Source organism: Pseudomonas shirazensis (genome assembly GCF_050496565.1).
In the GTDB taxonomy this organism is placed as follows: domain Bacteria; phylum Pseudomonadota; class Gammaproteobacteria; order Pseudomonadales; family Pseudomonadaceae; genus Aquipseudomonas; species Aquipseudomonas shirazensis_A.
Window position 1 is genome coordinate 190,286 of sequence record NZ_JBNWAE010000010.1, and the last position, 22,211, is coordinate 212,496.

20 protein-coding genes and 1 pseudogene are annotated in these 22,211 nt (G+C 63.0%); 9 read left to right on the forward strand and 12 right to left on the reverse strand.

Annotation, left to right across the window (positions count from 1 at the left end; genetic code table 11):
* Window positions 1–115: 115 nt before the first annotated feature.
* From ACQZ2L_RS16475 to ACQZ2L_RS16495, 5 genes are all read right to left on the reverse strand, one after another.
* Window positions 116–2,554, reverse strand: coding sequence for a penicillin acylase family protein (locus tag ACQZ2L_RS16475; RefSeq protein ID WP_430326996.1), 2,439 nt, complete (start codon window positions 2,552–2,554; stop codon window positions 116–118).
* A 117-nt stretch (window positions 2,555–2,671) separates the two neighbouring features.
* Window positions 2,672–2,875 carry an SEC-C metal-binding domain-containing protein gene (locus ACQZ2L_RS16480; RefSeq protein WP_101321819.1) on the reverse strand — a complete coding sequence of 68 codons (204 nt, stop codon included), beginning with the start codon at window positions 2,873–2,875 and terminating at the stop codon, window positions 2,672–2,674.
* 6 nt (window positions 2,876–2,881) lie between these two features.
* On the reverse strand, window positions 2,882–3,355 hold the full coding sequence (locus ACQZ2L_RS16485) for an LEA type 2 family protein (RefSeq protein WP_430326997.1): 474 nt from the start codon (window positions 3,353–3,355) through the stop codon (window positions 2,882–2,884).
* 2 nt (window positions 3,356–3,357) lie between these two features.
* Window positions 3,358–3,834, reverse strand: a complete 477-nt coding sequence (locus tag ACQZ2L_RS16490; RefSeq protein ID WP_101321817.1) for a YchJ family protein — start codon at window positions 3,832–3,834, stop codon at window positions 3,358–3,360.
* Window positions 3,835–3,838: 4 nt separating this feature from the next.
* Window positions 3,839–4,333 carry a DUF6231 family protein gene (locus ACQZ2L_RS16495; RefSeq protein ID WP_430326998.1) on the reverse strand — a complete coding sequence of 165 codons (495 nt, stop codon included), beginning with the start codon at window positions 4,331–4,333 and terminating at the stop codon, window positions 3,839–3,841.
* A gap of 158 nt (window positions 4,334–4,491) precedes the next feature.
* Here ACQZ2L_RS16495 and ACQZ2L_RS16500 point away from each other — a divergent pair, with 158 nt between their 5' ends.
* From ACQZ2L_RS16500 to ACQZ2L_RS16510, 3 genes and pseudogenes are all read left to right on the forward strand, one after another.
* Window positions 4,492–5,184, forward strand: coding sequence for an OmpA family protein (locus tag ACQZ2L_RS16500; RefSeq protein WP_430326999.1), 693 nt, complete (start codon window positions 4,492–4,494; stop codon window positions 5,182–5,184).
* Window positions 5,185–5,361: 177 nt separating this feature from the next.
* A complete protein-coding gene (locus tag ACQZ2L_RS16505) occupies window positions 5,362–5,637 on the forward strand; it encodes a DUF1145 domain-containing protein (RefSeq protein WP_101321814.1) in 276 nt (91 codons plus the stop codon).
* Window positions 5,630–6,385: pseudogene (locus ACQZ2L_RS16510) on the forward strand (collagen-like protein); the annotation flags it as partial. The gene ACQZ2L_RS16505 and the pseudogene ACQZ2L_RS16510, both read left to right, overlap by 8 nt.
* Before the next feature lie 45 nt (window positions 6,386–6,430).
* Here the strand turns inward: ACQZ2L_RS16510 and ACQZ2L_RS16515 are convergent.
* A complete protein-coding gene (locus tag ACQZ2L_RS16515) occupies window positions 6,431–6,895 on the reverse strand; it encodes a CopD family protein (protein ID WP_430327021.1) in 465 nt (154 codons plus the stop codon).
* A 97-nt stretch (window positions 6,896–6,992) separates the two neighbouring features.
* On the opposite strand from ACQZ2L_RS16515, the gene dinG reads away from it, so the two are divergent.
* The 6 genes from dinG (at window position 6,993) to ACQZ2L_RS16545 (ending at window position 15,922) form a co-directional block, all read left to right on the forward strand.
* Window positions 6,993–9,137, forward strand: a complete 2,145-nt coding sequence (dinG, locus tag ACQZ2L_RS16520) for an ATP-dependent DNA helicase DinG (protein ID WP_430327000.1) — start codon at window positions 6,993–6,995, stop codon at window positions 9,135–9,137.
* 81 nt (window positions 9,138–9,218) lie between these two features.
* Entirely contained in the window at window positions 9,219–11,456 is a 2,238-nt protein-coding gene (locus tag ACQZ2L_RS16525; protein ID WP_430327001.1) for a beta-agarase, read from the forward strand.
* Between the two features lie 133 nt (window positions 11,457–11,589).
* Window positions 11,590–12,735: a serine hydrolase domain-containing protein gene (locus tag ACQZ2L_RS16530; RefSeq protein ID WP_430327002.1), complete on the forward strand. Its 1,146-nt coding sequence runs from the start codon at window positions 11,590–11,592 to the stop codon at window positions 12,733–12,735.
* Between the two features lie 98 nt (window positions 12,736–12,833).
* The gene (locus ACQZ2L_RS16535; protein ID WP_430327003.1) at window positions 12,834–13,823 is read left to right on the forward strand and encodes an OmpA family protein; all 990 of its coding nucleotides are present in this window, start codon (window positions 12,834–12,836) and stop codon (window positions 13,821–13,823) included.
* Window positions 13,824–13,842: 19 nt separating this feature from the next.
* Window positions 13,843–14,490 (forward strand): pyridoxamine 5'-phosphate oxidase, encoded by a 648-nt coding sequence (pdxH, locus tag ACQZ2L_RS16540; RefSeq protein WP_430327004.1) that lies wholly within the window; start codon window positions 13,843–13,845, stop codon window positions 14,488–14,490.
* A 970-nt stretch (window positions 14,491–15,460) separates the two neighbouring features.
* Window positions 15,461–15,922, forward strand: a complete 462-nt coding sequence (locus ACQZ2L_RS16545) for a glycine zipper 2TM domain-containing protein (RefSeq protein WP_150573613.1) — start codon at window positions 15,461–15,463, stop codon at window positions 15,920–15,922.
* Between the two features lie 68 nt (window positions 15,923–15,990).
* On the opposite strand, the gene ACQZ2L_RS16550 is transcribed toward ACQZ2L_RS16545, so the two are convergent.
* The 6 genes from ACQZ2L_RS16550 to livH form a co-directional block, all read right to left on the reverse strand.
* Window positions 15,991–17,601, reverse strand: a complete 1,611-nt coding sequence (locus tag ACQZ2L_RS16550; protein WP_430327005.1) for an NAD(P)/FAD-dependent oxidoreductase — start codon at window positions 17,599–17,601, stop codon at window positions 15,991–15,993.
* Window positions 17,602–17,705: 104 nt separating this feature from the next.
* The gene (locus ACQZ2L_RS16555; protein WP_314878278.1) at window positions 17,706–18,380 is read right to left on the reverse strand and encodes a hypothetical protein; all 675 of its coding nucleotides are present in this window, start codon (window positions 18,378–18,380) and stop codon (window positions 17,706–17,708) included.
* A gap of 119 nt (window positions 18,381–18,499) precedes the next feature.
* On the reverse strand, window positions 18,500–19,201 hold the full coding sequence (locus ACQZ2L_RS16560) for an ABC transporter ATP-binding protein (protein WP_430327006.1): 702 nt from the start codon (window positions 19,199–19,201) through the stop codon (window positions 18,500–18,502).
* Window positions 19,201–19,968, reverse strand: a complete 768-nt coding sequence (gene livG / locus ACQZ2L_RS16565; protein ID WP_101321802.1) for a high-affinity branched-chain amino acid ABC transporter ATP-binding protein LivG — start codon at window positions 19,966–19,968, stop codon at window positions 19,201–19,203. The genes ACQZ2L_RS16560 and livG overlap by 1 nt, the downstream gene beginning before the upstream one ends.
* Complete coding sequence (locus tag ACQZ2L_RS16570; RefSeq protein ID WP_101321801.1) at window positions 19,965–21,221, reverse strand: high-affinity branched-chain amino acid ABC transporter permease LivM; 1,257 nt, start codon at window positions 21,219–21,221, stop codon at window positions 19,965–19,967. The genes livG and ACQZ2L_RS16570 overlap by 4 nt, the downstream gene beginning before the upstream one ends.
* On the reverse strand, window positions 21,218–22,141 hold the full coding sequence (livH, locus tag ACQZ2L_RS16575) for a high-affinity branched-chain amino acid ABC transporter permease LivH (RefSeq protein WP_101321800.1): 924 nt from the start codon (window positions 22,139–22,141) through the stop codon (window positions 21,218–21,220). The genes ACQZ2L_RS16570 and livH overlap by 4 nt, the downstream gene beginning before the upstream one ends.
* Window positions 22,142–22,211 lie beyond the last annotated feature (70 nt).

A 22,211-nucleotide genomic window follows, 5' to 3' on the forward strand; every position in this document is an offset into this window, starting at 1 on the left:
GGCAGGCCGCTGGCTAGGGAGTTATAGCTAGGAGCGTTGCTGGCGCGATGAAGTTCGGATTGTCTGGCTGAGGTTACCCGCACAGACAGGGCTGTGCGGGCAGTCGGGCGTTGGCTTACTTGCCTGGGACCAGGGTCAGGCGCTGACTGCCGTAGGCACGGGCGAAGTTCTGCGGTTGCAGTGGCAGGCTCATGAAGCGGCCTTTGAACCAGGCGTCCAGGCCGTCAGTGTGGTGACGGCTGGCCGGGTTGCCGGACTGACCACTGCTGGTCAGCAGTTGCAGCGGTTCGGCCTGGCCAAAGTCGACGATCATCCGCGCCGAAGCCGGCAGTTGCGTGTCGAAGTTGCTGCCCCACGCGTACGGCGTCAGGGCCAGGGTGCTGAAGTCGCCGCCGGCCGCCATTGGCGCGCGGCTGAGGTTGTCACCCAGGCCGTGGTAGGCCGGTGCTGGCCAACGGTACTGGTGCAGCTTGCCCCACTGCCAGGCCTTGCGGTCGGCGCCGAGCAGCGCGGTGCCGGTGTCAACCGCGCCAGCCAGGCTGCGCGCCAGGATCGCCGGTTTGTCTTCCTTCTGCGCGGTGCTGCGGTCATCCCAGAATGGGCTGTCCTCGCGGCCCAGCAGGTGATCGGCCTGGGCCGAGTAGGACAGCTGCGCGTTGCTGACAAAAGCCTGCCAGGCAGGGCTGGACTCAGGCCCCAGATCGTCGAGGAAAGTCTGTCGGGCCACTTCCTGAAGGAACAGCTGATACAGCGCGGCATCTGCCGACACCGGACTCAGGCGACCATCGAAGGCTTGCAGCCGAGCCAGCGCGGCATTGGCCTTATCGCGCTGGGCAGGTGGCAGTGCCGCGATCGCCTGCTTGAGCGGCTGAGCCATGCCGGGTGCGTTGAACATCTGCTTGAGCTTGTCGGCGAACAAGGTGACTTGATCGTTTTGCAGGGCCATCAGGCTACGGCTGTCATGGCGACCATTGCCTGCCAGCTGACCGAGGCGCTCGGCGCGCTCGGGGTAGTACCAGGTGTTGGACAGCTGCATACCGTAGCCCTTGGCCAGGCTGCGCTCGTTGGCATGGCCGAGCCAGCCGGACGGTGGGTCCTGGTCGTAGGGGTGGAGCATGGCGTCGGCATAGCCATCCCAGTCATAGCGCCCGTCCCAGCCTGGCGAGGGCAGCAAGCCCTGGCCTTCACGGCGGTTCGGGTAGCGCCCACTGACCTGCCAACCGATGTGCTGTGGCTCAGCAAAAACGAAGTTGAGCGCCGCTGCGCCAACCTCGCGGGTGCTGTCGAAGGCGCGTTCTACGGAAGTAGCGCGGGTCAAGTCGAACAAGGCGTCGAGGCTGCGATCACCCTTCAGTTGCGGCAGGCTAAGGGCCAGGCCAAGGCTACTGCCGGCAGGCTGGCCGAGCAGGGTGCCGTGGCGGGTGTCGTAAAGCACTTCGCGCAGAGGCTGCTGGCCGCGGGCGAAGAAGGTCTCGCTGCGGGCACGTGTCGGCAGCCATTTGCCGTCGGCCAGGTAAGTGACCTGGTTGCCTTGGCGGCGCAGTTGCTCAAGGTAAAGGTCCTGGTTATCGGCCATGACCGCGCTGCTGCTCCAGGCCAGTTTGCCGTTGTAGCCGGCCAGCACGATTGGCAGGCCCGGCAACGACAGCCCGGCAACCTGATACTTGCCGGTGTGGATCTGTACCGGGCTCAAGGCCCAGGCGGCGCGGCCGTCGCTGGCCAGCAGGCTTTTGCCGCTGCGGCTGCGTTGTGGGCCGAGGGCCAGGTTGGCCGAGCCCGGGCTGCCGAGCAGGCCCAGGTCGGCGAGCTTCTGGCTGGCGTTGGCCAGGGCAGGCAGGCCAGGCAGCTGGCTGGCCAGGTTGATGCCCTTGAGTTTGTCGACTTCGCCTTCAGCCAACGGCTCGTCAGGCGCACCCGGCAGGAGCCAGGCGAGCTTGTCGCTGCCGACTTTTTGCGCGAGGGTCAGGGCGCTGAGCTCTTCCTGCAGATTGACCGACTGGCTGAAGGCATACAGGCTGAAGATCAGCGCGCTGTCTTCGGCCTTCCAGTATTCAGGGCGATAACCATTGCGGGCGAGCTCACCCGGTAGCTTGTCGCGGTAGCGGTACAGGTAGGCGTTGACCCCGCGCGCATACACTTCAAAAAAGCGCTTGAGCCGCGGAGAGGCGTCGGCATACAGAGCATTGGCGCTCTGCTTGAGATTGGCCGCACGCATCAAACGGTCGATATCCAGCGCTTCAGGCCCGGCCAGTTCAGCCAGGCGGCCCTGAGCCAGCAGGCGCATGCCGAGCATCTGCTCGATGCGGTCGCCGGCGTGCACGTAACCCAGGGTGAACAGTGCATCGTGGAAGCTGCTGCTTTCGATCAGCGGTGCGCCCATGGCATTACGTCGCAGCGAAACGTTCTGCGCGAGGCCCTTGAGCGGTTGCACGCCGGTGGTCGGCGGCACGCTGTCTTGCACGGCGCTCATCTGGCAGCCGCCAAGACCAAGCAGACCTAGCAGCGCCAGGCTGGCGAAGCGGGGACGCAAAGGAGGAAAAGCGGGGGCGGCCATTGAAGAGGCTCCTGCAAGGTGTGACAAAAAGGGATTTGGCTGGATCGGAAAGCATCAACCGCAAGCAATCACGGCCAAAGGCGGCGATTGCTTGCGGCGGGGGTCAGCGAGCGAAGATCAGGCGCCGTGGCACTTCTTGAACTTCTTGTCGCTGCCGCACGGGCATGGGTCGTTGCGGCCAACGTCTTTCAAGGCGTTGCGCACCGGCTCCTGGTGGCCGTGGTTGCAGTGTGGACCGTGCACATGGCCGTGGTCATGATCATGCTGATGATCGTGATCGTGGTTGCAGTCAGGGCCATGAACATGCGGTTGCTGAGTCATTGCAGGTTACTCCGGTAAGAAATCGCCGGGCATTATCTCATCACTGCGCGACAAGTGCAGGCCCCGCCAGATGATCAGCCCGGTATTCAGCTCGGCCTGCAGTGAATAACGCAGCGGTTGCCTGCTCTTGAGCAGCTTGGCCAGCGGTTTGAGCTGCTTCCACAGGTTGGTGCGGGCAGTGATCTTGAAGGTCCGCCCCTCGTGAGCGGCGACGCTGCGCCAGATGCTCGCCTCATCGTCGACCAGCAGCAGCTGGTTGAGCCGCACCGAGTAATTCAGGTTGCGGATGAACAGGCGGCTGTCATTGGGATTGTCGACCCGCAGGTGAATGACGAACTCCTGTTGCAGCAGGCGCGCCTTGACTGTCTCGACCTTGACCAGATGCACCTGTGGTTCGCGCCATTGCTCGCCGCTCCAGCCTGCGCAGCCGGCCAGCAGCAGGATGCAGCTGGTCAGGAGCAGGCGGGCGAAGGCGTTCATGGTCAAGTACCGACGTAACTGGAACAGCACTTCTTGAACTTCTGCCCGCTGGCACAGGGGCAGGGGTCGTTGCGTGTGGCCTTGAGGCCGACCGTTGGGTCAATGAAGTACCAACGGCCATCGCGCTGCACGAAAGCCGAACGCTCACGGTGGGCGTGTTCGCCTTGAGCGTCGTGCCAGCGCGCGATGAAGGTGACAAACGCATGCTCAGGCTGACCGCCAAGCACCTCGGCGCTTTCCACCTCAAGCCCCAGCCAGGTGCTTTGCGCGCTCCAGGCGGCAATCGCGGCGCGGTCCAGGCCGTCTTGTTGGGCTGGCAGGGTGGTCGCGACCAGGTAATCGATCAGGCCCAGCACGTAAGCGCTGTAGCGCGAGCGCATCAATGCCTGGGCATCTGGCGCCGGGGTGCCGGCATGATAATGCCCGCAGCAGGCGTCGAGCAGGTTGCCGCTGCCGCAAGGGCAAACCGAGACACTCATCACATCACCACCAGTACTTGCCGAAGTTTTCAGGGTTGGCCCAGAACCTGGCGTTGAGCCAGTCCGGGACCTGCTTGTAGTCATGTAGATCATAGGTGAACAGGCTCAACACCTGTTGCTCACGGCTGAATTTCTCGCTGGCCGACATTGCCAGCGAGAAAAACTCGGTGTCTTGCCAGCCGCAGGCGCTCAAGTCGGCCAGCACTGCCAGGCGACTGGCATTCAGATTGCGAATGCCTGCCAGCAGTTCCAGGCCGGTGCGCTTGGGCAGGTGCTCAAGGCAGTCGACCAGCACCGCCAGGTCGAAGCGCTGGGCCGCGAGTGGCCCCGGCAGTACGCCTGGCGCTGCCACTTCGATGACCACCTGCGGGTGCGCCTGGGCAAACGCCTCCAGCGCCGGGAAGCGCGTGCCCACCAGCAGCAGGCGCTGCGGTTGCACCCGCTCGAGCAAGGCGGCGAGGGCTTGTTGCGGCGTGCGTTGGGAAAAACCGTCGGTCATTGCCTATCTCCGTTCAGGGTCGCTCAGCCTAGCTGGCTAGAGCTTGCCGGCAAAGGGCTGCTGCACACCAGCATGGCTCATTGCTGGCAGATCGGGAATGCGCGGTCTTTACTGGCACAGATCGGCCTTATGCCGATTCCCCCTAGGAGATGCAACAGATGAGCATAGTTCGCACGGCGATACCCTTGGTGCTGCTGACCAGTGTGTTGACTGGTTGTGCAGGTTTGCAGAAAACCGACTGGCCGACATGTGCTGCCGTCGGGGGTGTGGGCGGCGCTGCCCTTGGCGCTATTGAAAGCTCGAGTTGGGCCGGCTGGGGCGCGCTGCTTGGCGGCGGGCTGGCGGCCGGCTATTGCTGGGCCAATGGCGACGGTGACGAAGATGGCGATGGCGTGCCGGACAGTCGTGACAAGTGCCCGGGCACCCCGCGTGGGGTCCAGGTCGATGCCAATGGCTGCCCACCTGAGCCGGTGGCGGTGATCGAAGAGGTGGTAGTGGTCAAGGAAGAAGTCATCGTCATCCGTGACGTGCACTTCGAATTCGACTCGGCGCGGCTGACTGCGGCCGACAAGGAACGCCTCAATACCATCGCCACCCGCCTCAAGCAGGAAGCGGCCAGCACCCGACTGAGTGTCACCGGGCATACCGACAGCGTTGGCTCCGACACTTACAACCAGAAGTTGTCCGAGCGCCGCGCGCATTCGGTGACTGACTATCTGGTCGAAAGCGGCGTGCCGCGCAGCAGTGTGGTGTCGGTAGGCGGTGCCGGCGAAACCCAGCCAGTGGCCGACAACGCTACTGCTGAGGGGCGTGCCATGAACCGCCGGACCGAGATCAAGATCGAGCGTTGACCGTGGGCTGCAGATGGAGGACGCCTGGCAGTCTGTCCTCCAACTGCACGATCAACTCTACTGCGGCCCCGCCAGGGCTGATACAAGGTCTGGCGGGTGCCCCTTGATAACGTTACTGTGGACGCAGCGGCCCGTTTGCATGGGCCGTTGCGACAAAAAACAAGATGGGGGCGGGGTATGAAATTTATCCTGGGGCTGGGCAAGGCCCTGACGGTTGTGTTCTGGTGGGTGGTGCTGGTCAATCTGCTGATGCCGCAGCCGCTGCCGTTCAATCTCCTGATCAATGCAGCGGGCATCCTTTTGCTTGGCCTGCATATGCTCGAAGTACTGTTTTTCAACGCCAGCCTGCGCAACCGTAGCCACCGCTGGTTCGATCGTCTGCAGATTTTGCTGACAGGAATTTTTCACGTGATGTCGATTCCCAAGCCTCAGGAGGCGCCCCGCCGTGCGTAAATTGATGTTGTTGGTGGCCTTGGCCAGCCCATGGGCCCAGGCAGACAGCCTGGATGTTGCTGCCAACTCGGTGATGCGCCTGGCCAACAAGGCCGGCAGTGTTCATCTGCAACACCTGCGGGTGGCGGATTCGGCAACCTTGCTGTTGCCGGCGTCACTGACCTCGCTCAAGGTCGAGCAACTGGAACTTGGCCAGGATGCGCGCATTGCCGTCGCCCCGGCCGACACGGAATTGACCATCGAAGCCGGCTCGGCGCGCTTCGCCAGTGGCAGCGAGATCAGCGCCAACGGCGCGCCCGGTACCTATGAACGCGCCGCCCACAGCGGCCGCAGCCTTGACCTGCAGTTGCACGCACTGGACGCCGAGCAGTTGTCGATCGACGCCCGTGGTGGCGCCGGTGCGCCGGGCTATGTCGGCCTGGATGGTGCCAATGGCAAGGCCGGTGGCTGCACCTGGGGCCAGGCCAGCCGCGGCGCTGATGGCGACAATGGTGGCAACGGCCATGACGGCGCAGCGGGCGGGCGAATCCGTCTGGCGGTGCCGGCTGACTACCCCGAGCAGCGCATTGTCGTCCGCCTGCACGGCGGTGTACCGGGCAAGCCGGGCGCTGCGGGCAAGCCTGGCGCAGGTGGCGCGAGCAAGGGTTGTCTGGTGTATAGCACCGACGCTGGGGCCAAGGGCCGGCCGGGCGTTGAAGGCCAGGCCGGCCTGGCCGGCGCAGACGGTGTGTTGATTCGGCGCCCCCTTAACCCGGACTTCCCGCCGCGCAGTTGGCCGGCGCGGCGGCACCGTTCAGAGCGGGAGACGCAGGCTGGCAATCGCCACAACGGCCAGCCCCAGAAGCAGGTTGATACCCACCAGCCGGCGAATCCGCCCCAGCGCAGCAGCACCTGCCGGCCAATCCTCGGCCTGCACTGCGGCACGCAAGTCAGGCAGCAGCAAGGCCTGCACGCGCAGGAACAAGGCGAACATCACGATCGCTCCGCCCATCATCACTTGCACATACTTGGGCGCCGTCTCGAAGCCGCTGAAACGCATGTGCAACATGCCGATACCACTGATCGCCAAAATCGCCACAGCGATCCAGACCCAGACAAAGAAGCGTCGGAAAACTTCCAGCCACAAGCGCAAGCGTGCCGGCCCCTCCAGGGCTGCAACCGTTGCCGGGCGCAGGATCAGCCAGGCGAAGAACATCCCGCCGACCCAGACCAGGGCGGCTAGTACATGCAGGGTGTAGGGTAGGGCAAAGCTCAGCATCGGGATCTCCATGCGGCATAAAGGGCGCGAGCGAGGTATGATAGCCGCCCATGCAAAACACTGAAAATATATCCAGCCCTTCGGGCGCCTGCAGACCATGATCAGCAACGAACTCAAAGTCACCATCCAGGGCGCCTATTCGCGTTTTCTCGAAGCCAAGAGCCTCAAGCCGCGTTACGGCCAGCGCCTGATGATTGCCGAAGTGGCGAAAGTGCTTGGCGATATTGCCTGCGACGACGAAGGTCGACGCTCGGGTGACCCCGCTGTGGTTGCCGTCGAGGCGGGCACTGGTACCGGCAAGACGGTCGCCTACGCCCTGGCGGCCATCCCGGCTGCCAAGGTCGCCGGCAAGCGCCTGGTGATTGCCACCGCTACCGTGGCGCTGCAGGAGCAGATCGTCTTCAAGGATCTGCCTGACCTGATGCGCAACAGCGGTCTGAACTTCAGCTTTGCTCTGGCCAAAGGCCGTGGCCGCTATCTGTGCCTGTCCAAGCTCGATGTGCTGTTGCAGGAAGGCCACGCCCAGTCGGCCACTGCGCAGCTGTTCGAGGAAGAAGGCTTTCATATCGAAGTCGACGAGCGCAGCCAGAAGCTGTTCAACAGCATGATCGAGAAGCTCGCCGGCAACCGCTGGGATGGCGACCGTGACAGCTGGTCGGAGACCATCGAAGACCCGGACTGGGCGCGCCTGACCACTGACCACAGCCAATGCACCGGCCGCCACTGCCCGAACTTCCAGCAGTGCGTGTTCTACAAGGCCCGAGAAGGCATGGGCAAGGTTGATGTGATCGTCACCAACCACGACATGGTCCTGGCTGACCTGGCCCTGGGCGGCGGCGCGGTGCTGCCTGACCCGCGCGACACCATTTACGTGTTCGACGAAGGCCATCACCTGCCGGACAAGGCGATTGGGCATTTTGCCCATTATTCGCGGCTGCGCTCGACCGCCGACTGGCTTGAGCAGACGGCCAAGAACCTGACCAAGTTGCTCGCCCAGCACCCGCTGCCGGGCGATCTGGGCAAGTACATCGAACAGGTGCCGGAGCTGGCGCGGGAAATCCGCACCCAGCAGCAGTTCATGTTCACCCTCTGTGAGCAGATTGCAGACTTCAAGCCCGGTGAAGACACCGAAGGCCGCGAGCGCCCACGTTACCGCTTCGAGGGCGGGGTAGTACCGGAGCATATCCGCGAAGTCGGCATCGAGCTGAAAAAGGGTTTTTCCCAGCTCAACGACCTGTTCACGCGCCTGGCAGACCTGCTCAAGGAAGGCATGGATGGCGAGAAGAACATCGGTATCGCCAGCCACCAGGCCGAAGAGTGGTATCCGCTGTTCGGCAGCCTGGTCACGCGGGCTCAGGGCAACTGGGAGCTGTGGACGGCGTTCACCGCCGAGGACCCGGAGGACAGCCCGCCGATGGCGCGTTGGCTGACCCTGGCCGAGACCGGTGCGTTGTTCGACATCGAGGTCAACGCCAGCCCGATCCTGGCGGCGGAGATGCTTCGGCGCAGCCTGTGGAGCGTTGCCCATGGCGCCTTGGTGACCTCGGCAACGCTGACCGCGCTGGGCAAGTTCGACCGCTTCCGCATGCGCTCCGGCCTGCCAAGGGACGCAGTAACCTGTGTGGTGCCGAGCCCGTTCGTGCACGGCGATGCCGGGTTGCTGCGGGTGCCTGATCTGGGTGCCGATCCGCGCGATGCTGCCGGGCACACTGCAGCGATCATCCGTGAACTGCCGGCGATGCTTGAAGAGGCGCGGGGTGCGCTGGTGCTGTTCTCGTCGCGCAAGCAGATGCAGGACGTATTCGATGGCCTTGATCGTGACTGGCGCAAGCTGGTGCTGATTCAGGGCAACCTGTCCAAGCAGGAAACGCTGAACAAGCACAAGGCGCGGGTCGACGACGGCCAGCACAGCGTGCTGTTCGGCCTGGCCAGTTTCTCCGAAGGGGTCGACTTGCCTGGCGCTTACTGCGAGCACGTAGTGATTGCCAAGATCCCGTTCTCGGTGCCGGATGATCCGGTCGAGGCTGCCCTGGCCGAGTGGATCGAAGCGCGCGGGGGTAATCCATTCATGGAAATCTCCGTACCCGACGCCTCGCTGAAGCTGATCCAGGCCTGTGGTCGCCTGCTGCGCACCGAACAGGACCGCGGCGTGATCACCTTGCTCGATCGGCGCCTGGTCACTCAGCGCTACGGCAAGGCTATCCTCAACGCGCTACCGCCGTTTCGGCGGGAAATTTCCTGACGGCTGGAGCGTGCAGCTCCGGCCTGTTGTCCATTACTCAGTCACGGGCTCCCCGCGGCCCTGAAGGAGAGCTTTAGCTCTATGATTCGACGCACCTTGCCCGCAGTCTTCACGCTGCTGTTCTGCTCACCCTTGCTGGCTGGGCAGCAGACGCTGTTCAGCTTCGTGCGGCCGGCCTCGGTGGTCAATGTCGTCACCGCCGACGCCGGCATGCCGCAATACAACGCCGAACAGACCGCCGAGGGCGAGGTGTTGCGCCGCGTCGTGTTCAATCCAGCGGAACGCCCAAGCCTGGGCCTGAGCCCGCAAGGTGGGGCGTGGGACTGGTCGGCCGGCAAGGCCCTGACCTTGCGCCTGCAAAGTGCAATGGATTGGGCGCTGACGGTCGACGTCACGGTGCAAAGCAGCGATGGCCGCACCCTAACCAGCCGCATCGACCTGCCGGCCGGGCCTGCGCAAACGGTGATGGTGCCGCTTACCGCCAGCTCGCCGCTGAGCCAAGGCATGCGTGCCGGCCCACCGATGCCGTGGACCTACGACGGGCAGCGCGTTCTGCTGACCAGCAGTGTCGGCGAGGTGGACCTGAAGCAGATCAGCTCGGTGACTCTGAGCATCCCCAAGCCCAACGTGGCGCAAAGCCTGCTGATCGAGAGGGTCGGCCTGCAGGATGACGATCTCGCCTTCAAGGCGGCCTATGCCGATCTGATCGACGCTTACGGCCAGTCGACGCGGGGCCGCTGGCCGGAGCGAATCGTCAGCGATGACCAGCTCAAAGCTGCTGGTAGCCGTGAGCAGGCGCAGCTCAAGACCTGGCTGTCCGAGCGCGGCAAGCAAGCGCTTGACCCGTACGGTGGGCTGCTGGCCGGGCCTGCGTTCGAGGCTCAGGGCTTCTTCCGTACTGAGAAGCGCGATGGCCGCTGGTTCCTGGTGACGCCTGAAGGTCATCCGTTCTTCTCGTTGGGCGTCAACGCTGTGGCCGCTGATGGCGGGCGTACCTATGTCGCCGGCCGCGAAGGCATGTTCACTGCGTTGCCCGGCGTCAACGAGCCCCTCGCCGCGTTCTATGGCGAAGGCAACAATGATGATGGCAATGCCTCTTCGCAAGGGCGCGCATTCAAGAAAGGCCGCTGGTTCGACTTCTACGCAGCCAACCTGCAACGCAGCCATGGCCAAAGCTGTGCCCCGGCCGCCGGCGAACCGACCAGCCAGGCGTGCCCGCCGATGGCGATCGATACCGCCCGTTGGCAGGCGCATGCTCTGGATCGCTTGCAGGCGTGGGGCTTCAATACCCTCGGCAACTGGAGCGACCCTGAGCTGGGCCTGGCCAAGCGAGTGCCTTACACCCTGCCGCTGTCGATCGTCGGCGACTACGCCAGCATCAGCACCGGCATGGACTGGTGGGGGCGCATGCCCGATCCGTTCGACCCACGTTTTGCCATGGCCACCGAGCGTGCTGTAGCGATTGCTGCCCGTGACCATCGCGATGACCCGTGGTTGATCGGCTACTTTGCCGACAACGAACTCGCCTGGGCCGCACCTGGTGATGATCCGCGGGCCCGCTATGGCCTCGCTTTCGGCACCCTGCGCCTGACCACCGACGTGCCGGCCAAACGCGCGTTCCTCAAGCAGCTGCGCGACAAGTACCGCAATCAGGAAGGGCTGTCCAAGGCCTGGGGCATCGAGCTGCAGGCGTGGGAGCTGATGGAAGACCCAGGCTTCGAAGCACCGCTGCCCAACCCCGAACACCCGGAAATCGAACGCGATTACCAGTACTTCCAACAGGTGTTCGCCGACACTTACTTCAAGACCATTGCTGACTCGCTCAGCTGGCATGCGCCCAATCACCTGCTGCTCGGTGGCCGCTTCGCCCTGAGCAGCCCGCAGGCGGTCAAGGCCTGCGCCGAGTTCTGCGATGTGCTCAGTTTCAACTTCTATACCCTCAAGCCTGACGACGGCTACGACTTTGCTCGCCTGGCCGAGCTGGACAAGCCGGTGCTGGTGTCCGAATTCCAGTTCGGTTCGCGCGATCGCGGGCCGTTCTGGCCGGGGCCGGTGGAGCTGGCGCGTGAAGAAGACCGTGGCCCGGCTTATTCCAACTTCCTCAAGGCCGCCATGGCCCAGCCGATGATCGTCGGTGCGCATTGGTTCCAGTACCTGGATCAGCCTGCCAGTGGCCGCTTGCTCGATGGCGAAAATGGGCATCTTGGGTTGGTGGCGATCACCGATGTGGCCTATCCGGGCTTTGTAGAGGCGGTGCGGCGCAGCAATCAGCAGGTAATCGACGGGCTGCGCACGGTGGTCAGCAAGCCCGCGCCATGAGGCGCTTGGGCCTGGTTGCAGAGCTGTTTGGCAACGTTGCCTGACAACCATCCAGCCACATTCAGTAGGCAAAATGGCCAACTACTGAAACAATGCACGCCTTTGCAAACTCGAGTCGTACGGAGAGCTGGCGGTGCAGATTCAGGGTCACTATGAGCTGAAGTTCGAGGCGGTGCGTGAAGCATTCGCCGCCTTGTTCGAGGATTCCCAGGAGCGCGGTGCCGCATTGTGCATCCAGGTCGGTGGCGACACCGTGATCGACCTGTGGGCCGGCAGTGCCGACAAGGATGGGCAGCAGGCCTGGCATAGCGACACCATTGCCAATCTGTTCTCCTGCACCAAGACGTTCACCGCCGTGACTGCCCTGCAACTGGTAGGTGAGGGCAAGCTGGCGCTGGATGCCCCGGTAGCACGCTACTGGCCGGAGTTCGCTCAGGCCGGTAAAGAAGCCGTGACCCTGCGTCAGTTGCTTAGCCACCGCGCTGGCCTGCCGGCAATCCGCGAGCTGCTCCCCGCCGAGGCGTTGTACGACTGGGAAGTGATGACTGCCGCGTTGGCCGCAGAAACGCCGTGGTGGACCCCAGGCACCGAGCATGGCTACGCGGCGATCACCTATGGCTGGCTGATCGGCGAGCTGATTCGCCGAGCTGACGGCCGCGGTCCGGGTGAGTCGATCGTCGCCCGCACGGCCAAGCCGTTGGGGCTGGATTTTCATATCGGCCTGGCGGATGAAGAATTCTACCGTGTGGCACATATCGCCCGCGGCAAGGGCAACTCAGGCGATGCGGCTGCTCAGCGCCTGCTGCAGGTGACGATGCGCGAGCCAGAGGCGCTTTCGACCCGTGCGTTCACCAACCCGCCAGCAATCCTTACCAGCACCAACAAACCCGAATGGCGACGCATGCAGCAGCCTGCGGCCAACGGCCATGGCAACGCGCGCAGCCTCGCCGGTTTTTATGCCGGCCTGCTCGACGGCAGCTTGCTCGAATCGGAGCTGCTGGATGAACTGACCCGCGAGCACAGTCTCGGTGAAGACCGCACCTTGCTGACCCAGACCCGCTTCGGCCTGGGTTGCATGCTGGACCAGCCAACCGTAGCCAACGCCACCTTCGGCCTTGGCGCACGTGCCTTTGGTCACCCGGGCGCGGGTGGTTCGGTCGGTTTCGCCGACCCCGAGCACGATGTTGCCTTTGGCTTCGTCACCAATACCCTCGGCCCCTACGTGCTGATGGACCCAAGAGCGCAGAAGCTGGTGCGGGTGCTCGCCAGTTGCCTTTGATCGGCTAGTGCGGGTAATGCCCGTACGGTTTGACTATGCTCAATGCCAATGCCTGCGGTTGCAGGCAAAATTTCCTTCAATTTCATGGTGTATCGCTGATGTCTTCACAAAAAACCTTAGCACTCGCCCTGTGCCTGGCCATGACCGGTTGTGCCAGCCAATCGCAGGATGCCTCCTCGACTAGCGGTCACAGCTGGTGGCCGTTTGGCTCGGACAAGGTTGCCGATCAGGAAGTGAAGCAGGCGGTGACCGAAAAAGTTGCCAAGGCCGACGCCAAGTCTGAAAGCAGCAGCCGCTGGTGGTGGCCGTTCGGCTCTGAAGAGACCCAGGCCAAGGGGCCAGTCGTTCCCAAGATCGACCACAAGGCCACCCAGGCCTGGCTTGACCAGTATGAGCCTAAGCTGCGCGAAGCGGTCAAGGACAGCAAGTTTGAAGTGGAGCGCCGCGAAGACCTGCTGGCCGTGACCATTCCGGTCGACAGCTCGTACAACCCGGACCGCCCGAACATGCTGTTGCCGGCGAGCCTGGGGCCGATCACCCGCCTGGCCAAGGCCATTGAGGTCGACCCGAAAACTGCCGTGCTGATTCTCGGTCACGCCGACAGCAGCGGTGCCGCTGCCGCCAACCAGAAGCTCAGCCTTGAGCGTGCTGCTTCGGTCTCGGCGATCTTCCGTTTGAGTGGCCTGCAGCGCGACCGTTTGAGCCTCAAAGGCATGGGCTCGGTGATGCCACGCGCCGCCAACGACAGCCTCGAAGGCCGCGCCTTGAACCGCCGCGTCGAATTGCTGATGACGCCGCAGAACACCATGCTGGCCCTGTTGGCCAAATACCAGCAGCCGAACCTGGCGCCGGCCCCGGCCGCTGTGGTCGCCACTCAAGACAGCAAAGCCCCGGTGGCCAAGCCTGCAGCGAGCAAGCCTGCTGCCAAGACCGCTGTCAAGCCAGCGGCGAAGAAAGCCGTGGCCAAAGCCCCGGTCAAAAAGGCCGCAGCCAAGACTGCTGCGAAGAAGCCGGCGGCCAAGCCGGCCGCGAAAAAAACCACGGCCGACAAGAAAGTCGCTGCCAACAGCCCTGCGAAGACCAACTGATCGTCAAGGAAGTGCTGTCATGACTCAATCTCTGGCCGATATGCGCCGCGACTACACCCGTGATGGCCTGGCCGAAAGCCAGGCGCCGGATGAGCCGTTTGCGCTGTTCCACCAGTGGTTTGCCGATGCTGTAAAAACCGAACAGGCACCGGTCGAGGCCAATGCCATGACGCTGGCTACGGTCGATGCAGATGGGCGTCCGCATTGCCGAGTGTTGCTGTTGAAGGGCCTGGATGCTCAGGGGTTCACCTTTTTCAGCAACTATGACAGTGCCAAGGGGCAGCATTTGCGGGCTAACCCGTTTGCGGCGATGACCTTCTTCTGGCCGGCGCTGGAGCGTCAGGTACGGATTGAGGGGCGAGTTGAGAAGGTTACTGCGCAGGAGTCCGATGACTATTACCAGGTGCGGCCGCTGGGGAGTCGCCTGGGGGCTTGGGCTTCGCCGCAGAGTCGGGTGATTGCTGGGCGCGAAGAGCTGGAGGCTTTGGTCAAGGCTACTGAAGAGCGGTTTTCGCAGACTCAGCCGCATTGTCCTGAGCATTGGGGGGGGTATCGTTTGCTGCCGGAGCGGGTTGAGTTTTGGCAGGGTAGGGCTAGCCGGTTGCATGATCGGCTGAATTATCTTTTGGTGGCGGGGCAGTGGGGTCGGGAGCGGTTGGCTCCCTGATCGCGGTTATTGTGAGCTTATCCGGTTCTTGTGGTGGTTTTGCGGGCCCCTTTCGCCCTTACGGCGAGTCACTTTTTTGGCAAACGCCCCAAAAAAGTAACCAAAAAAGGGCTTGGCTCCACATCCGGCCCCTTCGCTGCGCTGCGGGGTTCCCTCGCTCCGGCCTTGCTCCCGGGAGGACCGCGCTGAACGGGCCCTCCTGGCCCGCAGCGCTTGACGGGCATCCATGCCCGTCACCTCCCTTCGCAAGACCTGCGCTCGGCCTCCTGAGTCGCCGGTAGATCAAGATCAAGATCAAGAGCACGCCTCGCTGCGCTGGCGCAGATCAAGAGCGGGGCCGCTTTGCGGCCCTTCGCGGCGGTCCGGCGTCCCGGTAAACCCGCTCCCACAAGTTGGCGCCGCTTCCTGTGGGAGCGGGTTTACCCGCGAAGGGCTGCGCAGCAGCCCCGGCAATCTCAAACCAGACAAAAATCAGGCAGCCACACCAATCTCGCTCTGCGCCAGCGCAGCGAGGCGTGCTCTTGATCTACCAGCGACTTCAGGAGGCCGAGCGCAGGTCTTGCGGAGAGAGGTGCCGGCCATGGATGGCCGGCAAGCGCTGCGGGCCAGGATGGCCCGTACAGCGCGGTCCTCCCGGGAGCAAGGCCGGAGTGAGGGAACCCCGGAGCGCAGCGCAGGGGCCGTATGTGGGAGCGAGCCCTTTTTTGGTTACTTTTTTGGGGCGTTTGCCAAAAAAGTGACTCGCCGTAAAGGCGAAAGGGGCCAGCACTGCCAACATACAGAATGGATAAGTCCCCAATACCCAATCCCAAACCCAATGCAGTAATCCAAGCCAATCCAAGGTCTGACTATCAAGCGTCAACACACACCCTGTACCGACGCTGAATGAATGCTTTTTTGTTACGTATGCACCGTGACAGCCGTCAACCTGCAGCGTCTAATGGTCACCTGTCTTATGGAGATACAACCCATGCGTAAATCTGTTCTGGTGGTAGCGTTCACCACCATGTCGCTGCTGCTCGGCGGTTGTGCCTCGAGCCTGACCGGTGACAGCTACTCCCGTGATGAAGCCCGCCGCGTGCAGACAGTACGCATGGGCACCATCGAAGCCCTGCGCCCAGTCAAGATCGAAGGCACCAAGACCCCAATCGGCGGCGGCGCTGGTGCTGTGGTCGGCGGTGTGGCCGGTAGTGCCATCGGCGGCGGTCGCGGCAGCATCGTTGCCGCTGTAATCGGTGCTGTAGCCGGCGGCCTGGCAGGTTCGGCTGCCGAAGAAGGCATCACCCGTACCCAGGGCGTCGAAGTCACCGTACGTGAAGATGACGGCAGCACCCGCGCTTACGTGCAGGCCGTGCAGGAGAATGAAATCTTCCGTGTGGGCGAGCGTGTCCGCATCATGACTGTAGATGGCACCAGCCGCGTCACTCACTGATAGCCGCGCTGAAAGCAAAAACCCCGATCGGCAGTGCCGATCGGGGTTTTTTACGCCTGGTTTTCAGCTCACTGCAGCCCGAGGATATCCCGCGCCACGGCTTCGGCGATGCGAATGCCGTCGACACCTGCCGACAGAATACCGCCCGCGTAACCTGCACCTTCACCGGCCGGGAACAGGCCCTTGACGTTGATGCTCTGGAAGCTGGCATCACGGGTGATGCGCAGTGGTGACGAGGTGCGCGTCTCGAGCCCGGTCAGTACCGCGTCATGCAGGTTGTAACCCTTGATCTGCCGGTCGAACGCCGGCAGCGCTTCGCGGATGGCCTCGATCGCGAAATCAGGCAGGCTCAACGCCAGATCACCCAGGGTCACGCCCGGCTTGTACGAAGGCTCGACACTGCCCAGCGCGGTCGAAGGCCGACCGGCGACAAAGTCGCCAACCAGTTGCGCCGGCGCCTGGTAATTGCTGCCGCCCAGCTCATAGGCGAGTGTCTCAAGCCGCTCCTGCAGCTCGATGCCGGCAAGCGGCCCGCCCGGGTAATCCCGTTCCGGGTCGATGCCGACGACGATGCCTGAGTTGGCGTTGCGCTCGTTACGCGAGTACTGGCTCATGCCGTTGGTCACGACTCGGCCTGGCTCGCTGGTGGCCGCAACCACAGTGCCGCCCGGGCACATGCAGAAGCTGTATACCGAGCGGCCGTTCTTGGCGTGATAGACCAGCTTGTAGTCCGCGGCGCCGAGTTTCGGGTGGCCGGCGTATTTGCCCAGGCGCGCCTTGTCGATCAAGGTTTGTGGGTGCTCGATGCGGAAACCGACCGAGAACGGCTTGGCTTCCATGAACACACCCTTGGCGTGCAGCATACGGAAGGTATCACGCGCACTGTGGCCAAGAGCCAGCACCACGTGCCGCGAGTGCAGCTGTTCGCCGCTGTCGAGGACCACACCGGTGAGCTGTTCGCCGTCGAGGAGCAAGTCGCTGACTTTTTGCTCGAAGCGCACTTCGCCACCGAGGGCGATGATCTGCTCGCGCATGTTCTCGACCATGCCGGTCAGGCGGAAGGTACCGATGTGCGGCTTGTTGATGAACAGGATCTCGTCTGGCGCGCCGGCCTTGACGAACTCTTCCAGCACCTTGCGGCCGTGGTGCAGTGGGTCCTTGATCTGGCTGTACAGCTTGCCGTCGGAAAAAGTCCCGGCGCCGCCTTCACCAAACTGTACGTTGGACTCGGGGTTGAGCACGCTTTTGCGCCACAGGCCCCAGGTGTCCTTGGTCCGCTGGCGGACTTCCTTGCCGCGCTCGAGCACAATCGGCTTGAAGCCCATCTGCGCCAGCAACAGCCCGGCAAAGATACCGCACGGGCCGAAGCCGACGACCAGCGGCCGCTCCTGCAGCTCGGCAGGCGCCTGGCCGACGTACTTGTAGCTGACGTCGGGGGCAACGCTGATGTTGTGATCGTCGGCGAATTTGTGCAGCAATTCAGCTTCGTTGCTGGCGTGCAGGTCGATGGTGTAGATGAACAGCAGTTCGCTGTTCTTCTTGCGGGCATCGTAGCTGCGCTTGAACAGGGTGAAGCTCAGCAACTGCTCATCGGCAATGCCCAGGCGCTGGAGAATGGCCTCGCGCAGGGCTTCGTCAGGATGGTCCAGGGGCAGCTTCAGTTCAGTGATTCGTAACATGGCAGGGTCCAGTATCCCGGCCTCTGGCGGCCGGCGGCTTTACACAAACCGCCAAGTATAAGCTGTTCGCCGGGCTCAAAGGCAGGATAAAAACCACCAGGCGATCAGTTGTCGCGGGCCCCGCCATAGTAAGCGCAGCCGTGCACGGTCTGGCCATCGACGCGCAACTCGGCACGCAAGTGGCGTACGGCGCCGTTGACGCTGTCGACGCAGCGCTGCGGGGCGAGCCACAGTTCGATGCGCTGGCCATTGGCTTCGCTGGACAGGTTGAGGCCGCCGCCGGGCATCTGCTCTTCAAGGAACGGCAGTGGCAGTGGCGGCTGGCCGGCGCGGTTGAGGACCATGCCCTTGCCGCTGGCCTTGATATCCCACTCCGGTGCATGGCCGCCGGCGCGCAGGGTCAGTTGCTTGAAGTTGGGGTCTTCGCAGGCACTGGCCGAAGGCTCCAGGCGATACAGCCGGCGAACATCCAGCTGGCCGTCGCTGTTGGCCTGCTTGCTGCCGGCAAGGCGCCCGCGCACATCGGCGAACAGCTTGTCGCCAGCGCCGTGGGCCAGGCTCGAGGCTTCCTGCAGGATGCCCGTGGCGCCGGCATCATTGACCACGAACGAGCGGCTTTCGCTGCAGGGTTTGAACAGCAGATGACCGCCGCTGGCGCTCAGTTCGCCCTGCATGCGCGTGGTGCCAAGGTCAGGGTCGACCGGTTTGTCGGCCAGCATCTGGCAGCCGGCGAACAGTGGCAGCAGGGTGGCGAGCAGCAGAGGAGGGGTGCAACGCATGGGTGAGGCTCCGGGGACGCGGCGGGTGAAGTGCGCACGTTACCGAGCAGTACCGGGGATCACAAGGGGTGGTGAAACGATTGGGGCCGCAAAACGGCCCCAATGGATTACACGAAGGATCAACCGCCCAGATAGGCGTCTCGCACCTTCGGGTCACTCAGCAACGCTTCGCCAGAGCCCTGCATGACCACGTGACCGTTCTCCAATACATAGGCACGGTCTGCGATCTTCAGCGCCTGGTTGGCGTTTTGTTCGACCAGGAATACCGTAACGCCATCCCGGCGCAGCTGTTCGATGATGTCGAAGATCTGCTGGATGATGATCGGCGCCAAGCCCAGCGAAGGCTCATCTAGCAGCAGCAACTTGGGCTTGCTCATCAGCGCACGACCAATCGCCAGCATCTGCTGTTCGCCACCGGACATGGTGCCGCCACGCTGTGAGTAGCGCTCTTTCAAGCGCGGAAACAGCTGCAGAACCTTGTCCAGTTGCTCCTGGTAATCGCCCTTGTCGGTAAAGAAACCGCCCATGGCCAGGTTTTCTTCGACAGTCAGACGGGCAAATACCCGGCGGCCTTCGGGGACCACGGCGATGCTTTTGCGCATGATGTGCGAAGACGGCTGGCCGACCAGCTCTTCGCCCAGGTACTTGATGCTGCCGCTATGTGCCTGCGGCGAGCCGCACAGGGTCATCAACAAGGTCGACTTGCCGGCGCCATTGGCGCCGATCAGGGTGACGATCTCGCCCTGGTTGATCTCGACGTTGACGCCATGCAGCGCCTGGATCTTGCCGTAGAAGGTGGAAACGTTTTCGAACTTGAGCATTACGCTTCCCCCAGGTAGGCCTTGATCACATCAGGATTGTCACGGATCTGCTCCGGGGTACCGTCGGCCAGGGGAGTGCCCTGGTTGATCACGACGATATGGTCGGAGATGCTCATCACCAGTTTCATGTCGTGCTCGATCAGCAGCACAGTCACGTTGTGGGATTCGCGCAGGTAGCCGATCAATGCCTTGAGGTCTTCGGTTTCCTTGGGGTTCAAGCCGGCGGCGGGCTCGTCGAGCATGATGATCCGCGGTTGGGTCATCATGCAGCGGGCGATTTCCAGGCGGCGTTGCTGGCCGTAGGCGAGGGTGCCGGCAGTGCGGTTGGCAAACTCGGTCAGGTTGACCTTGTCCAGCCAGTACTGCGCGCGCTCCATGGCTTCGTGTTCGCTGCGGCGGAAACTCGGGGTCTTGAACAGGCCGGCAAAGAAGTTGGTGTTCAAGTGCCGGTGCTGGGCGATCAGGAGGTTTTCCAGCGCTGTCATCTCTTTGAACAGCCGCACGTTCTGGAAGGTCCGCACCACACCCTTGCGGGCGATCTGATGGCCGGCCAGGCCCTGAATCGGCTGGCCGTCGAGCAGAATGGTGCCGCCACTTGGCTTGTAGAAGCCGGTCAGGCAATTGAACACCGTGGTCTTGCCGGCGCCGTTCGGGCCGATCAGCGCCACCACTTGTTTTTCCTTGACGGTCAGGGCCACGCCGTTGACCGCCAACAAGCCGCCGAAGCGCATGCTCAGGCCGCTGACTTGCAGAATTTCGCGGCTCATCGACGCAGCTCCATATGTGGTCGTTGCATAGGCAGCAAGCCCTGCGGACGCCAGATCATCATCAAGACCATCAGCGCACCGAACATCAACATGCGGTACTCGCTGAACTCACGCATCAGCTCCGGCAGCAGGATCATCACGATGGCCGCGAGAATCACGCCCAACTGCGAACCCATACCGCCCAGCACAACGATGGCGAGGATGATTGCCGACTCGATGAAGGTGAACGACTCCGGTGTCACCAGCCCTTGCCGTGCGGCGAAGAAGCTACCGGCAAAACCGGCGAAGCAGGCGCCCAGGGTGAATGCCGAGAGCTTGATCACGGTGGGGTTGAGGCCCAGCGCGCGGCAGGCGATCTCGTCTTCACGCAGTGCTTCCCACGCCCGGCCAATTGGCATGCGCAGCAGGCGGTTGATCACGAACAGAGCCAGCAAGGCCAGCAGCAACGCCACCAGATAGAGGAAGATGACCTTGTTGATCGAGTTGTACTCGATGCCGAAGTACTCGTGGAAGGTCTGCATGCCTTCAGCCGCGCGGCGCTCGAACGAGAGCCCGAAGAAGGTCGGCTTGGGAATGTTGCTGATGCCGTTGGGGCCGCCGGTGAGGTCGGTCAGGTTACGCAGGAACAGCCGGATGATCTCACCGAAACCGAGGGTCACGATCGCCAGGTAGTCACCGCGCAAGCGCAATACCGGGAAGCCCAGCAAGAAGCCGAAGGTGGCTGCCATCAGGCCGGCAATCGGCAGGCAGATCCAGAAGCTCAGCCCATAGTAGTGCGACAGCATGGCGTAGCTGTAGGCACCCACTGCGTAGAAGCCGACATAACCCAGGTCGAGCAGGCCGGCCAGTCCCACGACAATGTTCAGGCCCAGGCCGAGCATCACGTAGATCAGGATCAACGTGGCAATGTCGACCGCGCCGCGTGAGCCGAAGAACGGCCAGACCAATGCCACCACGATCAGGCCGAGGATGATCCAGCGCTGGGTCTTGGGCAAGGTCAGGAAGTTGCTTACGGCTGGCGAGATCAGCTTGCGGTCCGAGCCACGGGCAGTCACTGCGCTCCACTGCTTGTCGAACAGCACCCGCAGGAACATCAACACCGAACACACCGCAATCACGGTGATGGTGAACGGCCCCTGGCTATGCACGATCAGGTTGATGCCATCGATGCTCAGCTTCAGGCCGAGTACCGGGAAGGCCACGGCCCAGACCAGCAGGGCGCTGAAAAACGCTTGTTTGATATTCTTGTTCATACTTTCTCAACCTCCGGACGGCCCAGAATGCCGGTCGGCCGGAACAACAGCACCAGAACCAACAGCCCGAACGCCACGACGTCCTTGTACTGGTCACCGAAGATATCGGCGCCAAAGGCTTCGGCCACACCCAGCACCAGGCCACCGAGCATGGCGCCCGGAATACTGCCGATGCCGCCCAGGACTGCCGCGGTGAAGGCTTTCAAGCCCACCAGGAAGCCGGCGTTGGGGTTGATCACCCCGTATTGCATGCTCAGCAACACGGCTGCCACTGCCGCCAGTGCGGCGCCAATGACGAAGGTCAGGGCAATAATGTTGTTGGTGTTGATACCGAGCAGGTTGGCCATCTTGATGTCCTCGGCGCAGGCGCGGCAGGCGCGGCCCAGGCGGGAACGGGAGATGAACAGGGTCAACAGGGTCATGGCCACCAGAGTGACGACGAACACCAGTACCTGCATGTAGGAAATCAGCACTTCCTCTGCGCCGCCCGGGCCGAAGGAGAAACTCCCAGGGATCAGGTTGGGGATCGACTTGTCCTTGGAGTCCTGTGACAGCAGCACAGTGTTCTGCAGGAAGATCGACATGCCGATGGCAGAGATCAGCGGGATCAGACGGTTACTGTTGCGCAGCGGGCGGTAGGCAACGCGCTCGATGCTGTAGCCATAGGCACTGGTTACGCAGATCGTGGCGATGAAGGCCACGGTCATCAGTATCGGCAGGGAATGGATGCCCATCATGGCCAGCCCGGCGAGTGCAATGAATGCCACGTAGGACCCGATCATGTACACCTCGCCGTGGGCGAAGTTGATCATGCCAATGATGCCGTACACCATCGTGTAACCGATGGCGATCAAGGCATAGGTGCTGCCGATGGTCAATCCATTAACCAGTTGTTGGAAGAAATGGTAGATCTCAGGCATTACAGCGCTCCTAAAAACCTGATTGCATTCGCTGGCGGGGGGTAACCCGGCGCGCCTCGTGGTCTGTGCA